The organism is Methylobacterium sp. ARG-1, assembly GCF_001262595.1.
Taxonomy (GTDB): Bacteria; Pseudomonadota; Alphaproteobacteria; order Rhizobiales; family Beijerinckiaceae; genus Methylobacterium; species Methylobacterium brachiatum.
On the sequence record NZ_LHCD01000006.1, the window covers coordinates 141,184 to 155,587 of the forward strand.

The following is a 14,404-nucleotide window of genomic DNA, read 5'->3' on the forward strand; positions in this document are numbered from 1 at the left end:
TCACGGCCGGCGGCCGAGCAATTCGGCGTAGACGGCGAGCGTGTCGCCGGCCATCCGCTCCAGCGAGAAATTCGCCTCGACATGGGCGCGGCCACGGCGGACCAGCGCATCACGGGCGCTGGCGCCCAGCGACAGGGCCTCGGTCAGGGCCGCGGCGAGTGCTGCCGCGTCGCCCGGCGGAACGCGCCAGCCGGTCCGCTGGCTGGCCGAGACGTCGGGCGGTGCGAGCACGGTCTCGGGGACGGCGCCCAGATCGGAGACGACCACGGGCGCGCCCAAAGCCTGGGCTTCCACGGCCGAGCGACCGAAAGCCTCGGGCTCGACGGAGGGCACGGCGACCACGGACGCCGCCCGGAACGCCGCCGGCATGTCGGTGCAATGACCGACCCGGCGGACGATGCCGCCAAGGCCGCGTGCGGCGATCAGCGCATCGAGCTCGCGCTCGTAAGCGGCTCGTCCTTGAGGGTCGCCGGCGAGCACCACGGCGAGATCCGGCACGCCCCGGTCGCGCATCTGCGCGGCGGCGTCGATCAGAACCCGGTGCCCCTTCCAGGCGGTGAGCCGGGCGGCGAGCAGGATCACCCGCTCATGCGGCGCCACGTTCCAGGCCCGGCGCAGGGCTTCGACCCGTCCGGCCCCCACCGCCACAGGATTGAACACGGCGAGGTCCGTGCCGCGATGGATCACCCGCACCCGATCGCCGGCCTGCTCGGCATGCAGCCGATGGATCAGGTCGGCGGTGTAGCGCGAGTTGGCGATCACCACGTCGCCGCGGGCCATCACCGAATTGTACAGGACCTTGACGCCGGTGCGGCCGGAATAGCTGCCGTGATAGGTTGTCACGAACGGCAGGCCCAGCCGGCGCGCGGCGCCGAGCGCCACCCAGGCCGGGGCCCGCGACCGGGCGTGGATGATCTGCACGCCTTCGCGCCGGCACAGGGCCATCAGGCGCACGACATTGATCGCCATGCTGGCCGGGTTCTTCGAGGCGGCCGGGAATCGCAGCCAGTGCCCGCCCTTGGCCTGCAGCTCGCCGATGAGGCGCCCGCCCTCGGTGGCGACCAAGGCCTTGGCGCCGACCGCCGCGAGGGCGGCGGCCACGTCGACCGTGGTCCGCTCGGCGCCCCCAGCATCGAGCTCCGGGATGATCTGCAGCACGCGGGCACCCGCGAGAACATCGATTTCGGCGGGGAAACCCGAAAGGCTGCGCGTCACGTCACCCATCCGCGCTCGGTCGACGTGGAGACGCAAGCCTCTCGCCGGCATCTGCAACATACTTGTACCCATTGCCCCAGCATCGCGGTCGCGCTTTACGGTCTGGTAAACGGAGGTTGAAGCCGACCCGGTCAGGGAAGGACTTGTTCAAGCTCGACATAGGCCTACGGGAGGCATCGATGACCGATACAGGGCCGGATTTCATTACCGTCGGCACGGGAGCGGCCGAACGGCGCATCGCCGTCAGGGCACGCGATGGCGCAGGACCGCCTGTGGTCTGGCTGGGGGGATTTCGCTCGGACATGACCGCCACCAAGGCCGCGGCCCTGGACGCCTGGGCGTCGGAGCAGAACCGCGCCCTGGTGCGGTTCGATTATGCGGGACACGGCGCATCAAGCGGGGATTTCGCCGCCTGCACCATCTCGTCCTGGCTCGAGGACGCCCAGGCCGTCCTGGCGGCCTACGTCAAGGAGCCGCCGATCCTGGTCGGCTCGTCGATGGGGGGCTGGATCGCCTGCCTGGCCGCGCGGGACCGGACGGCGAGCGGCCAGAAGAATGCGGGGCTGGTCCTGATCGCGCCGGCGCTCGACTTCACGGAGGACCTGATCTGGGCGCAGCTGGATGAAGCGGGGCGCGTCGCGCTGATGCGGTCCGGAATTCTGAAGCGGCCAAGTGACTACGCACCCGAACCCGACCCCATCACCTACGCGCTGATCGAGGATGGTCGCCGCAACAGGCTGCTTGAGCGACCTTTCGATCCCGGCTGCCCGGTTAACATTCTGCAGGGTATGCGCGACCCGGATGTTCCCTACCAGCACGCGCTCAAGACCGTTGCACGGCTTCCGGCCGAGGGCACGGTGCTCACCCTGATCGCCGATGGCGACCACCGCCTGTCGCGGCCGCAGGATATCGCGCGGCTCGTGGCGGCGGTGGCCGGAATCGGCTGACCGGCATGGTCGGCCGGGATCAATGCAGGCTGACGGCGTGGAGATCCTGGGCGACCGCGTTGGCCAGCACCACGTCCCGCGAATCCGCCAGCATGATCGGCTCACCGCTCGCCGAAAGCAGGGCGAACAGGTCGAGACCCGGCATCAATTCCGGTGCCTGCGGAAACAGGCGGCGAACCTCATCGGACCGGATCGGTCGGACGTAGGCGATGTGCCCCTCGCCCAGCGCGGCGAGATCCGCGGGGTTGAACTCGGCCGGATCGAGATCGGCAGGGGTCAGGGGCGATGCGTTCAAGTTCGTCATGTCTTGCCCTCCTGGGGTGGCAGAGCGTCCACCTCCGGTCCCGGAGGCACCGGTGGCTCCACGCTGATGTGGGGATTCCCGGCGCCCAATCAATCGACCTAACGCATCGTCGCGCCGGATCCATACCGGTCCCGAAATCGTCCGCGGGCTAGCCGCGGGCGCCGATATCGATCTTGCGCACGATCCGATCCGGCTCCGGCCGGACGAGATCGATCGAGAGTAGGCCGTTGGCGAGATCCGCTCCCAATACTTCCATGCCGTCGGCCAGCAGAAAGGTTCGCTGGAATTGCCGCGCCGCGATGCCGCGGTGCAGGAAGTGCCGCTCGCGCTCCTCGACCTGCCGACCGCGGACGACGAGCTGGCTGTCCTCCAGCATCACGTCGAGCTGATCGCGCGTGAACCCGGCAACCGCCAGGGTGATGCGCAGGCGTTCCGGCTCCCGCTCGGTGCGGGGCAGACGCTCGATGTTGTACGGGGGATACCCGTCGTTGGCGCCCTTCGCGACACGGTCGAGCGCCTGCTCGATCTCGTCGAAGCCGAGCAGGAACGGATGCCCGAAGGGCGAGGGTCGAGTCATCGCGGCCGTCATCCTCACAGCGAGGCCTCCGACCCTGGGACTAGCCGCAGCCCGCGGATCTCCGAGCACCTCGACACCATGGAGCCCGCACGGGACAGCGCTCCGCCGGGCGGAACGCCGCCGGCAAGAGAGAGATATGGCCGGCGGCCCCAAGCCCATCAAGGGAACGGGTTAATTTCACTCGAGGATCGCTTGCGGCGCTACACAAAGTCCCGCGACGCGGGAGATTCAGGCAACGGAAAGCAGGATCTTTAAGCAAGCATCGCTACAGCCACGCTTTCGTCTAACAGTTTGGAACTGCTCTGATTTTCACGCCGGGCCTTGATCCGAAAGGCCGGCATAGCTACTGCCGCCGCTGGTAATCGTCGGCCTGGGCGGGCGATTGCCGAGCCTTCCCGGAACCCAGCGGGATGCAGCGGAGCCCCGATGAGCGCGCCTTCGAGTCCGGCAAGTCATACGGCAATGCAGCGTGTCGTCGACGTGTGCGGCGACGAGGCCGACATCCTCGCGTTGTCGGTCGCCCGATTCGTGGCGGCCGGCTACATGACCAGTGATGTTGCATGCTGGAATGCGGCCTTCGACGGTGCGGAGCAGCTCCTCGGTCCTGCGGAAGGGTGTCGGTTCGTGGCCAGCGTGGTCGCGATCGTCCGGGCGCTCCGGGCGGAGCGTGAGGACGATTGGTCGTTCATGCCGGCCAGCTGCTGTCGGGTCACGGGCCACGAATGCGCACTGGTGGCGCTGATCGGCCGGGCCCGGCGTCGGCTCTGGGCCGATCTCGAAGAAGCCGCGGCCGCGATTACCGGGCGTGAGGCGGCGCCCCGACTCGTCGCGGCGGTTCGCGCCGCCGTCGCCACCCTCGACGAGGCAGCCGAGCGCCTGGCGCCGACGGCGTGCCCGAGCAGGGTCGTGCTCCACTGAATCGGCTGCGTCAGCGGCCTTCCCCGGCTACGGTCGGGCTCAAGAGAAGAGGAAATCGGTTGGTGCTTGCCCTGAGCGTCCCTCTGTACCGTCGGCGGATCGGGCGAATCGCCCTCGACACGGCGGCCTGCCTGGCGCTCTCGGCGCTCCTCGTCGTCTCGGCCCTGGCCCAGGAGGCTGCGCCCGAGAAGGCACCGCTGAAGCTGCAGCTGAACAAGATTGAGACCGCGGGCGAGGCCTGCCGGGTGACCCTCGTGGTCGACAATTCGAAGGGCGCCGGCCTCAAATCCTACAAGGTCGATCTGTTCGCCTTCGACCCGGAGGGGGTCGCTCAGAAGCGCGTGGCGGTGGAACTCGGCCCGCTTCCGGGCCGCAAGACGACCGTGAAGATCTTCGATTTCCCGGGCATCGCCTGCGCCAAGGTCGGCCGGGTGCTGCTGAACGACGTCCTGACCTGCGACGGTGGCGACGCCGCCCGGGAGGCCTGCCTGGAGCGGACCGAGACCGAGACGAAGGCAGGACCCGCCTTCGACCGCTGAAGCGGCCGGTCCGACGGACTTTGCGACGATGCCGCCCGGCAGCGAGAGCCGCCGGGCGGTCAGCGGCTTTCGCCGCATCCCGATGAGACGGCGGCCGTGGGCCGCATGACACCACGACGCCAGGAGCCCGCGATGGACCCGACACAAGCCCCGGCCGAGGCCGCCCACGACTTCTCGTTCCTCGGCCTGTTCCTCCAGGCCGACCCGATCGTGAAAGGCGTGATGATCCTGCTGATCATCGCCTCGATCGCCTGCTGGACCGTGGTATTCGAGAAGATCATCCGGCTCGCCGCCGCCCGGCGTCAGGCCAAGGCCTTCGAGACGCTGGTGCGCTCGGGCGGAAGCCTCGACGGCGCGCACAAGGGTCTCACCGGGCATGTCCTGAAGGCCGCCATCGACGCGTGGCGCGACCAGGATCCGACCGAGACGCGGGCCGAGCGGCGCGAGCGGATCGAGCGGGCCATGCGCGGCGCCCTCGGCCTCGAGATGAAGCGCCTGCGCACCGGGTTGCCGCTGCTGGCGACCTCCGGCTCCACGGCCCCGTTCGTCGGCCTGTTCGGGACGGTCTGGGGCATCATGAACTCGTTCTCGTCGATCGCGCGGAGCCAGGACACCTCGCTGGCGGTGGTCGCACCGGGCATCGCAGAGGCTCTGTTCGCCACCGCGATCGGCCTCGTCGTCGCGATCCCGGCGGTGATGGCCTACAACAAGCTGTCGGGCGACATCGGCGGCATCCAGAGCTCTTTCACCTCCTACATCTCGCTGCTGGGCGACCGCCTCGCCCGCGAGCGGACCGGCGCCGGGCAGCACCGCGCCGCCGCCGAGTAGCCATCGGCCGGTGCCGGGGCGCGTCGCGCTGCAACGCGGCTCGGCGCCGACCCTGTGATCTGAGGCGCCCGCCGACGCCGTACCGGCCCAGAGCGGCCAGACCCATGGCCCGACCGGGGCCGCCTGCAACCAACCGGAGACGCCGCAATGGCGATGGCATCGATCCGCGCAAGCGACGATGACGACCTCGACGACATGCCGATGTCCGACATCAACGTCACCCCGATGGTGGACGTGATGCTCGTGCTGCTGATCATCTTCATGGTCGCGGCACCGCTGATGACCACCGGTGTACCGGTGCAGCTGCCGAAGACCGCGGCGGCCAAGGTCGCGCAATCGAAGAAGCCGCAGGAGGTCACGGTCGATAAGGACGGAAACCCGTCGATCGCCAAGGAGGTGTTCACCATGGACAGCCTCGTACCGCGTCTGCGCGAAATGGCAGCCGCCGACAAGGACCAGGTCATCCTCGTGCGCGGCGATCGCGATGTGCCCTACGGCAAGATCATGCAGGTGATGGGTCTCGTCGGTCAGGCGGGCTTCACCAAGGTGTCGCTGATCGCGCAGTCGCCAGGCGGCCCCGCCCCGGCGGCCCCGGCCGCTCCCGCAGGGACCGCTCGCTGAATCGATGAATACGCTGACTTCGACGGATCTGTCGGCAGGTCCCGGCGACCGCCGCCCCTCCGGGCTGCTCGCCGCCTTCCTGGTCGCGTTCGCGCTGCACGCGGTCGCGCTCGTGAGCGTGATGTTCTACCGGCTGACGCCGCCTGCGCCCCCCGGCGAGCAGCAGATCTCCATCGATCTGGCACCGGTGATGAGCGATGCGGCGACCGAGGCGCCCTCCGAGCAGCAGATGAGCCAGGCCGCGCCCCCGGAAGCCAAGCCGGTGGATCTGCCGCCTGACGAGGCCGTGCAACCGCCCCCGCTGGAGATGACCGAGGTCAAGCCCGACGAGACCCAGGCTGTTACCGAGCCGCCGCAGGAGGCCGTCCCGGTCGAGGCGCAGAGCGAGGTGATCACCTCGGCCTCCGAGGCGGCCGAACCGCTGGCGCCGCCGCCGACCGAGGTCGCCAAGACCGAGGATCCGCCGAAGCCCAAGCCCGATCCGGCGAAGCTCAAGGCCGAGCGCGAGGCGAAGCTTCGCAAGATCCGCGAAGAGAAGCTGCGCGAGCAGAAGCGCGAGGAACGCCTGGAGGAGATTCGCGAAGCGAAGCTGAAGGCGGCGCGGGAAGCCAAGGCGAAGCAGGCCAAGGCTCAGCAGGGCGCGGAGGCGCGCAACTCCGCCTCGGCCTCCCGTCAGAACGCCGCCGGCCGCGCCGCCGCGGGCAGCGATCCCAGCGCGCTGCGCCAATGGACCGGGGCGATCAGCGCGGCCATCCACAGCCGGATGAATCCGGGCGCCGCCGCCGGCACCGCCGGGGGGACCGCCATGGTTCGGTTCACGGTGACGCGCTCGGGCTCGGTGACGGGCGCCGGCCTCGCCCGGTCGAGCGGCGTCGGCCAGATCGACAGCGCCGCGCTGGCGGCGGTGCGCGGCGGCATGCCGCCCGCGCCCCCCGGCGTGACGCAACCGAGCCTTTCGGTGACGATCCCGCTCAACTATCGCGTGCGTTGAGCGGAATTAAGCGGCGCTCGCCGAGGCAGAGACGCGCGGTTCGATTGAACAGGCGCCCCGCGTTCTGAGACGAATACGCTCCCCTGTCCTGCTCCACCGATCGGCCGGATTCGCCAGGGACCGCCAGAGCGTGCTATTGCGCTTCTGATCACGGCCTCGAACAGTCGTCGCAGGACGACGCGGCGGGGCGGATCATCCGGCCTTGCCCCTCCACCCCTCGAACAGGCCGGACCCGTTCCAGACACTGATCCTGCGCGCAGGATGCTGTGCCGCTGGCCCGGGGCGAAAGGCACAGGATGAGCGACGAGACTGAGACCGACCTCGACGAGGCCGAGGACATCCGCGACGCGGAAGCCGAAGCCAAGACCCGCGCCGACAATCGCGCCGAGCGTGCGGAGCGCGCTGAGCGCATGGCTCGCGAGGGCGCGCAGGCGATGGCCGAGCACCATGCGTCGATCAAGGCGATCGACGAGCGGACGCTGAAGCTCCGCTCGCTGCGACTGGCCAAGGAGGCCGCCGAGGCCGAAACCAAGGCTGCCGAGGTTCAGGCCAAGGTTGCCGAGAAGGAAGCCAAGGCCGCCGCCAAGATCGCGAGCAAGAGTGCCAAGGGCGCCGCCAAGAAGGTCGCGCCGAAGAAAGCTGCCGCGAAGGACTGAGGGCCGATGGCCGACGATCGCAACCGCCGCCGCTTCACCGATCCGCGCTCGGCCGCCGAGGCAGCCTTCAAGGCTGCCACGACCGCGAAGCCGGCCGCCCCGCCCCCGCCCGCGTCTCCCCGCCCGGCGGTGCCGGGGGCCCGGGAAATGGTCACCCTGCGCCTCGACAGCGCCGTGCTCGCCCATTTCCAGAAGGACGGTCCCGGCTGGCAGGATCGCGTCAACGAGGCGCTGAAGGCCCTCGTCCCCGCCTCCAACGATTGAACCCGGGTCGCGCGCCGCCAGCGAGCGCGGTCGCGGCGGGATTTGATCGTGGGCCCACGGGCCTGGGCCAAACCAATATCCGAAACTCGAGACCGCGCGCCCGCATCCCTGCCCGATGGTCGGTCACCGACTTTGGGGCGATGCGTCGGCGCCGCTTGCGATGGAGCCTACCTTCATGAGTGAACGCATCATCCTCCGGGCCGGCGAAGCCCTCGTGGCGGGCGGCCCGCCCAACACCGCATCCGAGCCGGAAGTCATCATCGGCGAGCTCGACGGGCCGGTCGGAACCGCCATCGCGACGCTGACGGGTGATCAGGTCGTCGGCCACAGCCGCGTCTTCGCGCTGCTCAACACCGACATCATGGTCCGTCCGGTAACGCTTTGCGTCTCCAAGGTCAGCGTGACCGAGAGCAAGTACACCTCGATCCTGATGGGCACCGTGCAGTTCGCCATCGCCAACGGCGTCCTCGACGCGGTGCGGGCCGGCTACATCCCGAAGGACAAGGCCAACGACCTCGGCATCATCTGCTCGGTCTGGCTGAGCCCCGGCGTGATCCAGGCGGAGACCGTCGATCACAAGGCTCTGTTCGAGATCCAGCGCAAGGGCATGACCGAGGCGATCCGGAAGGCCATGACCAACGAGCCGTCGATCGACTGGCTGCTCGAGAACCAGGACAAGATCGTCCACAAATATTATACGATGGGTCTCGAAGGTAAGATCTGACCGTCGTCATTCAGCCGACAAGCGGGAACGGCCCGGGCGAAAGCTCGGGCCGTTCTCAGTTTTGCGTTACCCGGGGCCGGAGCCGACCATCCTTCACCCGGCAGCGGGCCGCTCCCGCAGGATCCGGTTCACCGCGCGGTCGAGGGCTGACAGGAACGACGACCGGTCGGCGCGGGAGAAGGGGCCCGGACCACCCGTGATGGTGCCGGCCTCGCGTAAGGATTGCATCAGGTCCCGAGTCGCCAGCGTCATGCCGATCGAGGCCTCGCTGAACGGCTTGCCGGTGAAGGCCAGCACGGTCGCGCCGGCCTTCACGCAGCGCGCGGCGAGCGGCACGTCGGCGGTGAGCACGATGCTGCCGCGGCCGGCGCGCTCGGCGATCCAGTCGTCGGCGGCATCCAGCGCCGATCCGACGACGACGCGCACGATCCAGGGCTCGCGCGGCAGATTCAGCACGCTGTTGGCCACGACATAGACGGTGAGGCCGTAGCGCGCGGCGACCCGGTAGGTCTCGTCCTTGACCGGGCAGGCATCGGCGTCGAGGTAGATCGGCGGCCGGTTCTCCTCTGCGCTCATCGCCGCGGCACCAGCTTCGAGGCGAAGCCCGCCAGGATCAGGAGCGCCCCGAGGGCGAATTGCCAGTGCTCGATATCGCCGCCGATCGAGAGGATGACCGCGCGGCCGATCACAACCAATCCGATCAGCGGCGGCCCGAAGCGCAGCACCAGTTTCAGGACGGTCAGCGCCGTATAGGGCCCGGTTTTGGAGGAAGCCATCAGCGCGCGGCCGCGACCCGGCGGGGAGCGGGCTCCTCGGCGATACCTGCATCGACGGCGCCACGCTCCAGGGTCGCCACCGCGAGCGGAGCACCTCGCCCGCGCAGGGCGTGCGCCCCCAGCGAGCGCGACCGCACGCCGGGCGGAAGCCGCGGCAGCCGGCCCAGGAGATCCTGCGAGATCAGGATGCCGACGCCCAGTGGACGGCACAGGGCCTCGATCCGCGAGGTCACGTTCACGGCATCACCGAAATACGCGATCTTGTGGCGGTCGACGCCCACTTCCGCGGTCACCACCGACCCGCCATGGAGGGCCGCGCGCAGCTTCGGCACCGTGCCGAACCGGGCGATCCAGGCCGCCTCGTCGGCCTCGATCCGGTCGATGACATCGAACACGCAGGTGACGCAGCGTGCGTCCTTCAGGCCGCGGCTCATGGGCCAGGTGACCATCGCAAGGTCGCCGATGTAATCGTCCACAGAGCCGCCGTTGCGGCGCACCGGCTCGGCCAGGGTGGCGAACACCGCGCTGAGATATTCCTGCGCGCGCAGATCGCCATGCGTCTCGGCGAAGGCGGTCGAGCCGACCACGTCGAGGAACAGGAAGATCCGCTCCTCGGCGACCGGCTTGTGATAGCGCCCGATCATGAAGTTCACGAAGATCTCGCCGCCAACGAGGTCGCGCATCCGGATCACGAAGACGAGCAGGCCGGCCACCGCCAGCGCGTAGGCGAGGACCCGGGCGGTCATCCGGGTCGCCACGGCAAGCTCGTCGCCGGTGAGGCCGAGGCTCCAGACGATCAGGCCGCCCAGCGCATTGCCGGCCACGATCATCAGCACGTAGGCAAGTTCCGCCGCGATCACGTAGAGCCAGGCCGGTAGGCGCCGGATCCGTGCCTGCAGCCCGGCCAGGATCAGGCCCCGGTCGAAGGCCAGCACGGTGGCGCCCATGCACAGGCCGTAGGTAAAGCCGGCGAGCGGCGCGGCGGCATCCGCGAAGATGACGTTGTAGAGCAGCCCCGCGCCGGCGGCGGCCAGCAGGATCAGACCCCAGAACATCCGGTGGGCCGGCAGCATCAGCGCGTCTCCCACTGGACCGAACGCGCGGCCGGAACGCGCGACGCCTTCCGGCCCGGCCTGAGCTTGAGCGGCTGCATCCGAGGCGTGGCACGCAGCATCGCGGACACCCTGGCAGCCTCGTTGAGCGCGGCGTGAGACACTGGCCTAAAGTTTCGCACCGGAGCGGCGACCGCCCATTGCTCATTCCCCCAAGATGGCGCGAGTAAGGCGCGGCGGGCGTTCGGACCTGTAGGCCGGGTCGCCCATCGCTCGGGCGGATGCGGGCTCGGCCCGGACCTGCATGTCGACGCCAAACAATAACTGCCATCGCGGCCGGGAAGGGAGCGCTGCCATGTATGCCAGGAGCTTCGGATCGACACGCGTTTCCGTGCCGGTCATCGGCCAGGGCACGTGGCACATCGACGGGTCGGACCGGGCCGACGCGGTGTGCGCCCTACGGGCCGGCATCGATGCCGGCATGACCCATATCGATACTGCCGAGATGTACGGCGATGCCGAGGCGATCGTGGCCGAGGCGACCGCCGATTGCCGCGAGGAGGTTTTCCTGGTCTCGAAGGTCGTCCCGGGCAATGCCACGCGCCGGGGCGTCGTGCGGGCCTGTGAGGCCTCCCTGCGGCGGCTGAAAACCGATCGGCTCGACTGCTACCTGCTGCACTGGCCCGGGCAGCATCCCCTGGCCGAGACGATCGCGGGATTCGAGGATCTGCGCCGGGCGGGCAAGATCCTCGCCTGGGGGTTAAGCAACTTCGACGTCGATGATCTCGATCAGGTGCTCGCTATCGCGGGGCCGGACCGGATCGCCTGCAACCAGGTCCTGTACCACCTCAACGAGCGCGCGATCGAGCACGCGGTGCTGCCCTGGTGCGAGAAGCACGGGGTCGCGATGGTCGGCTATTCACCGTTCGGCAGCGGCGAGTTTCCGGACCCGGCCAGCGCCGGAGGCCGCGTCCTCGACGGGATCGCCCGCGTCCACGGGACGACCCCCTACGCGGTGGCCCTGGCTTTCCTCACGCGGCTGCCCGGCACCTTCACGATCCCCAAGACCGGCCGCCCGGCACGGGCGATCGAGAATGCCGCCGCGGCCGACCTGCATCTCGGCCCGGCCGAACTCGCCATGATCGACGCGCATTTCCCGCGGGGGCCGCGCCCGCGGATGCTGCCGATGCTGTGAGAGGCGGAGACGACCGGCGTGGCGTGACAGGTTTGGCCAGGGCGAGGGAATCGCGGTACCGCCGCCGCCCTGCGGCCGTCACCCCCGCTCTGACCGAAAGCACCCGCCCATCATGCTGAAACTGCTCCTGCCTTCGTCTCTTGCCCTCGCGGCGGGCATCAGCATCGTGATCCAGCAGGCGCTGAACGCCAATCTCCGCACGGCGCTCAGCTCGGCCGCCCTGTCGGGCGTCGTGAGCTTCACCGTCGGGGTTGCCTGCATGGTCGTCTTCGCTCTGGTCGCCCGTGACCCGATGCCCTCCGCCGGGATGCTGGCGCGAATTCCCTGGTGGGCGTGGAGCGGCGGGATGTTCGGGGCGATCTTCATCGGCCTCGGGATCGTCCTCGTCCCGCAGCTGGGGGCCGGGACCTTCCTGGCACTCCTGGTCACCGGGCAGATGCTCGCCTCGGTGATCTTCGACCATTACGGTTGGCTCGGCCTCGCCCAACGGCCGATCGACGTGCCGCGCGCGCTCGGCGTCGCGCTCCTGATCGGTGGCGTGGTCCTGATCCGCCGCTGAGCGGGCCCGGCTATTCGCCGATCCCGAACAGCTTCTCGACGAAGTTGCGGTCATCTTTCGGCGCCGCCCGGCGCGCCGGAGCCTGCTGACGGGGCGCCGGGGCGGCCGGATCCCCAAAGATCTGTCCGAGGATGTCGGTCGGGGCGCTCGGTGCCGCGCTCGCCACCGAGGCGGTGGTCTCGGGCGGCGGCTTGCGCCAGCGGTTCAGGCCGGGCAGCGGCACCGGGTTCTGACCCTTCAGCGCCTGGGTCATGTAGGTCTTCCAGATCTCCGCCGGCAGATTACCGCCGGTGACCTTCTTGGTGAGTTCGCCGTCGTCGTTGCCGAGCCAGATCCCGGTGACGAGAGTGCCCGAATAGCCGATAAACCAGGCGTCGCGGAAATCCTGGGTTGTGCCGGTCTTACCGGCAAGCTCCCAGCCCGGAATGTCGGCCTTCTTGGCGGTGCCAGAGACGAAGGTCTCGTGCATCATGGCGTTCATCATGCCGTCGGCATTGGCGTCGATGACCCGGCCAAGGCCGTTCTCGGAGCGCTTGTACAGGACCTTGCCGGCGGCGCTCTTCACGGATGTGACCACGTACGGGATCACCCCGGTCCCGCCATTGGCGAAGACCCCGTAGGCGCCGACCATTTCCAGAAGCGTGACCTCGGAGGTGCCGAGGGCGATCGAGCCGTTGGCCTGGAGCGGGGAGGTAATGCCCAGCCGCTGCGCCGTCTGCACCACGGTCTTCGGGCCAACCTCCTGGCCGAGCCGCACCGCCACGGTGTTGAGCGAATGCGCCAGCGCCGTGCGCAGGGTGACCGGGCCGTCGTAGCGGTGCGAGTAGTTCTCCGGCGCCCAGTTGCCGATCCGGATCGGCGCGTCGTCCTTCACCGTCTCGGGGGTGGCGCCGTGCTCAACGGCCGCGAGGTAGACGAACGGCTTGAACGAGGAGCCGGGCTGGCGCTTGGCCGTGGTCGCCCGGTTGAACTGGCTCTGCGCGTAGTCGCGCCCGCCGATCAGCGCGCGGATCGCCCCGTCGGGCCGCATCGAGACCAGCGCGCCCTGGCCGACATTGAAGCGCGTGCCCTTGGCGTTCAGCTCATCGGTGAGCGCCTTCTCGGCCAGGGCCTGAAGGCTCGTATCCACGGTGGTCTGGACGGTGATGTCGGTGTCGAACTTGCCCACGTAATCGTCGAGCACGTCCATCACGAGGTCGGCGACATAGTTGGCCGAGCCGCCGCCGCGGGCATTGGCGGGCCGGGCCGGCTGCGCGAGCGCCACCTTGGCGTCCTGCGCCGGCACGAAGCCGAGCTCCTGCATGGCCGCGAGCACCTGGGCGGCGCGGGCCTGGGCGGCGGGCAGGTTGCGGTTCGGGGCGAGCCGCGAGGGCGCCTGGACGAGGCCGCCGAGCATCGCCGCCTGGGCCAGCGACACCTCCTTGGCGGGCTTGCCGAAATAGCGCTGCGCCGCGGCCTCGACGCCATAGGCGCCGGCACCGAAATAGACGCGGTTCAGGTACAGTTCGAGGATCTCGTCCTTGCTGTACTTGTGCTCCAGCCACAGGGCGAGGATCGCCTCCTGGATCTTGCGCGAGGCGGAGCGCTCAGGCGTCAGAAACAGGTTCTTCGCGAGCTGCTGGGTCAGCGTCGAGCCGCCCTGCGCGACGCCGCGCCGGGTCAGGTTCTGGCCGATCGCCCGGAGGATGCCGACCGGGTCGACGCCGAAATGCTGGTAGAAGCGCCGGTCCTCGATCGCCACGAAGGCGCGGGGCAGGTAGGGCGGCAGCTCCTTGATCGAGACCACCCGGCCGCCGGTCTCGCCGCGATTGGCGAGCAGCGAGCCGTCGCTCGCCAGGATGGCGATGTTCGGCGGGCGCTTGGGCACCGCCAGCTGGTCGATCGGCGGCAGCTGCGAGGCGTGGTAAGCGATCAATCCGGCAATGCCGATCACCGCCCACAGGCCGAGCACAACGGTGCCGTAGACGATGCGGCCGAGCCACGAGCGCCGCCGGCGGCCGGACTTCTTCGGTGATCGGCGCGCCGGAGTCTTGGCCGGGGCCCGCGTCGTCTCGCCTACTCGCTTGCCCACGCGCTCTCCTGTCCCGGCCCGGTCGTCCGGGGACAGGCGCAGGTCGAGTTCGCCGCGATCCCGGACGCGCCCTTCCGGCACGTCGAAATTCGGCTCCATCCTGCCCCGACCCTTGGCCATGCATTCCGTCTTCGAACGATTCGACACCGGCGCGCGTGCATTGCGGC

At 69.5% G+C, this 14,404-nt stretch carries 18 protein-coding genes; 11 read left to right on the forward strand and 7 right to left on the reverse strand.

The annotated features are described in order from the left end of the window. A complete protein-coding gene (locus AKJ13_RS09165; RefSeq protein WP_050733049.1) occupies positions 1-1,224 on the reverse strand; it encodes a glycosyltransferase family 4 protein in 1,224 nt (407 codons plus the stop codon). 170 nt (positions 1,225-1,394) lie between these two features. Here AKJ13_RS09165 and AKJ13_RS09170 point away from each other — a divergent pair, with 170 nt between their 5' ends. Then, a complete protein-coding gene (locus AKJ13_RS09170) occupies positions 1,395-2,162 on the forward strand; it encodes an alpha/beta hydrolase (protein WP_050733050.1) in 768 nt (255 codons plus the stop codon). Positions 2,163-2,181: 19 nt separating this feature from the next. Here the strand turns inward: AKJ13_RS09170 and AKJ13_RS09175 are convergent, their stop codons facing one another. Then, positions 2,182-2,466: a DUF1150 domain-containing protein gene (locus AKJ13_RS09175; protein ID WP_007561386.1), complete on the reverse strand. Its 285-nt coding sequence runs from the start codon at positions 2,464-2,466 to the stop codon at positions 2,182-2,184. A 148-nt stretch (positions 2,467-2,614) separates the two neighbouring features. Beyond that, positions 2,615-3,043, reverse strand: a complete 429-nt coding sequence (locus AKJ13_RS09180; protein ID WP_039902549.1) for an Hsp20 family protein — start codon at positions 3,041-3,043, stop codon at positions 2,615-2,617. A 462-nt stretch (positions 3,044-3,505) separates the two neighbouring features. On the opposite strand from AKJ13_RS09180, the gene AKJ13_RS09185 reads away from it, so the two are divergent. The 8 genes from AKJ13_RS09185 (at position 3,506) to AKJ13_RS09220 (ending at position 8,584) form a co-directional block, all read left to right on the forward strand. Then, positions 3,506-3,961, forward strand: coding sequence for a hypothetical protein (locus AKJ13_RS09185; protein WP_244471560.1), 456 nt, complete (start codon positions 3,506-3,508; stop codon positions 3,959-3,961). A gap of 62 nt (positions 3,962-4,023) precedes the next feature. Further along, on the forward strand, positions 4,024-4,500 hold the full coding sequence (locus AKJ13_RS09190) for a hypothetical protein (RefSeq protein ID WP_050733093.1): 477 nt from the start codon (positions 4,024-4,026) through the stop codon (positions 4,498-4,500). 132 nt (positions 4,501-4,632) lie between these two features. Beyond that, positions 4,633-5,328, forward strand: coding sequence for a MotA/TolQ/ExbB proton channel family protein (locus AKJ13_RS09195; protein ID WP_050733052.1), 696 nt, complete (start codon positions 4,633-4,635; stop codon positions 5,326-5,328). A 147-nt stretch (positions 5,329-5,475) separates the two neighbouring features. Continuing rightward, positions 5,476-5,949, forward strand: coding sequence for an ExbD/TolR family protein (locus AKJ13_RS09200; protein ID WP_050733053.1), 474 nt, complete (start codon positions 5,476-5,478; stop codon positions 5,947-5,949). A 4-nt stretch (positions 5,950-5,953) separates the two neighbouring features. Then, entirely contained in the window at positions 5,954-6,940 is a 987-nt protein-coding gene (locus tag AKJ13_RS09205) for a cell envelope integrity protein TolA (RefSeq protein WP_050733054.1), read from the forward strand. 296 nt (positions 6,941-7,236) lie between these two features. Next, positions 7,237-7,596 carry a hypothetical protein gene (locus tag AKJ13_RS09210; RefSeq protein WP_007561372.1) on the forward strand — a complete coding sequence of 120 codons (360 nt, stop codon included), beginning with the start codon at positions 7,237-7,239 and terminating at the stop codon, positions 7,594-7,596. Positions 7,597-7,602: 6 nt separating this feature from the next. Further along, positions 7,603-7,860, forward strand: a complete 258-nt coding sequence (locus AKJ13_RS09215; RefSeq protein ID WP_050733055.1) for a BrnA antitoxin family protein — start codon at positions 7,603-7,605, stop codon at positions 7,858-7,860. Positions 7,861-8,035: 175 nt separating this feature from the next. After that, positions 8,036-8,584: a formaldehyde-activating enzyme gene (locus AKJ13_RS09220; protein ID WP_007561369.1), complete on the forward strand. Its 549-nt coding sequence runs from the start codon at positions 8,036-8,038 to the stop codon at positions 8,582-8,584. A gap of 93 nt (positions 8,585-8,677) precedes the next feature. On the opposite strand, the gene AKJ13_RS09225 is transcribed toward AKJ13_RS09220, so the two are convergent. Genes AKJ13_RS09225 through AKJ13_RS09235 form a run of 3 tightly spaced genes read right to left on the reverse strand, consistent with a single transcriptional unit; the run spans position 8,678 to position 10,433 of the window. Then, a complete protein-coding gene (locus AKJ13_RS09225) occupies positions 8,678-9,160 on the reverse strand; it encodes a YaiI/YqxD family protein (protein ID WP_050733056.1) in 483 nt (160 codons plus the stop codon). Then, positions 9,157-9,360, reverse strand: a complete 204-nt coding sequence (locus tag AKJ13_RS09230; RefSeq protein WP_050733057.1) for a hypothetical protein — start codon at positions 9,358-9,360, stop codon at positions 9,157-9,159. The genes AKJ13_RS09225 and AKJ13_RS09230 overlap by 4 nt, the downstream gene beginning before the upstream one ends. Then, complete coding sequence (locus tag AKJ13_RS09235) at positions 9,360-10,433, reverse strand: adenylate/guanylate cyclase domain-containing protein (protein ID WP_050733058.1); 1,074 nt, start codon at positions 10,431-10,433, stop codon at positions 9,360-9,362. Before AKJ13_RS09235 ends, AKJ13_RS09230 begins: the two co-directional genes overlap by 1 nt. 334 nt (positions 10,434-10,767) lie before the next feature. Here AKJ13_RS09235 and AKJ13_RS09240 point away from each other — a divergent pair, with 334 nt between their 5' ends. Further along, complete coding sequence (locus AKJ13_RS09240) at positions 10,768-11,607, forward strand: aldo/keto reductase (RefSeq protein WP_050733059.1); 840 nt, start codon at positions 10,768-10,770, stop codon at positions 11,605-11,607. 112 nt (positions 11,608-11,719) lie between these two features. Then, positions 11,720-12,166, forward strand: a complete 447-nt coding sequence (locus AKJ13_RS09245; protein ID WP_050733060.1) for a DMT family transporter — start codon at positions 11,720-11,722, stop codon at positions 12,164-12,166. A gap of 10 nt (positions 12,167-12,176) precedes the next feature. On the opposite strand, the gene AKJ13_RS09250 is transcribed toward AKJ13_RS09245, so the two are convergent. Further along, on the reverse strand, positions 12,177-14,357 hold the full coding sequence (locus tag AKJ13_RS09250) for a transglycosylase domain-containing protein (RefSeq protein ID WP_050733061.1): 2,181 nt from the start codon (positions 14,355-14,357) through the stop codon (positions 12,177-12,179). Positions 14,358-14,404 lie beyond the last annotated feature (47 nt).

What these genes read in the sequence shown, in the direction of transcription:
- AKJ13_RS09215 (WP_050733055.1), top strand. Translation starts at nt 7,603, where the DNA reads ATGGCCGACGATCGCAACCGCCGCCGCTTCACCGATCCGCGCTCGGCC.
- AKJ13_RS09230 (WP_050733057.1), bottom strand. Translation starts at nt 9,360, where the DNA reads ATGGCTTCCTCCAAAACCGGGCCCTATACGGCGCTGACCGTCCTGAAA.
- AKJ13_RS09210 (WP_007561372.1), top strand. Translation starts at nt 7,237, where the DNA reads ATGAGCGACGAGACTGAGACCGACCTCGACGAGGCCGAGGACATCCGC.
- AKJ13_RS09195 (WP_050733052.1), top strand. Translation starts at nt 4,633, where the DNA reads ATGGACCCGACACAAGCCCCGGCCGAGGCCGCCCACGACTTCTCGTTC.
- AKJ13_RS09200 (WP_050733053.1), top strand. Translation starts at nt 5,476, where the DNA reads ATGGCGATGGCATCGATCCGCGCAAGCGACGATGACGACCTCGACGAC.
- AKJ13_RS09225 (WP_050733056.1), bottom strand. Translation starts at nt 9,160, where the DNA reads ATGAGCGCAGAGGAGAACCGGCCGCCGATCTACCTCGACGCCGATGCC.
- AKJ13_RS09250 (WP_050733061.1), bottom strand. Translation starts at nt 14,357, where the DNA reads ATGGCCAAGGGTCGGGGCAGGATGGAGCCGAATTTCGACGTGCCGGAA.
- AKJ13_RS09185 (WP_244471560.1), top strand. Translation starts at nt 3,506, where the DNA reads ATGCAGCGTGTCGTCGACGTGTGCGGCGACGAGGCCGACATCCTCGCG.
- AKJ13_RS09245 (WP_050733060.1), top strand. Translation starts at nt 11,720, where the DNA reads ATGCTGAAACTGCTCCTGCCTTCGTCTCTTGCCCTCGCGGCGGGCATC.
- AKJ13_RS09170 (WP_050733050.1), top strand. Translation starts at nt 1,395, where the DNA reads ATGACCGATACAGGGCCGGATTTCATTACCGTCGGCACGGGAGCGGCC.
- AKJ13_RS09175 (WP_007561386.1), bottom strand. Translation starts at nt 2,466, where the DNA reads ATGACGAACTTGAACGCATCGCCCCTGACCCCTGCCGATCTCGATCCG.
- AKJ13_RS09220 (WP_007561369.1), top strand. Translation starts at nt 8,036, where the DNA reads ATGAGTGAACGCATCATCCTCCGGGCCGGCGAAGCCCTCGTGGCGGGC.
- AKJ13_RS09180 (WP_039902549.1), bottom strand. Translation starts at nt 3,043, where the DNA reads ATGACTCGACCCTCGCCCTTCGGGCATCCGTTCCTGCTCGGCTTCGAC.
- AKJ13_RS09240 (WP_050733059.1), top strand. Translation starts at nt 10,768, where the DNA reads ATGTATGCCAGGAGCTTCGGATCGACACGCGTTTCCGTGCCGGTCATC.
- AKJ13_RS09205 (WP_050733054.1), top strand. Translation starts at nt 5,954, where the DNA reads ATGAATACGCTGACTTCGACGGATCTGTCGGCAGGTCCCGGCGACCGC.
- AKJ13_RS09235 (WP_050733058.1), bottom strand. Translation starts at nt 10,433, where the DNA reads ATGCTGCCGGCCCACCGGATGTTCTGGGGTCTGATCCTGCTGGCCGCC.
- AKJ13_RS09165 (WP_050733049.1), bottom strand. Translation starts at nt 1,224, where the DNA reads ATGGGTGACGTGACGCGCAGCCTTTCGGGTTTCCCCGCCGAAATCGAT.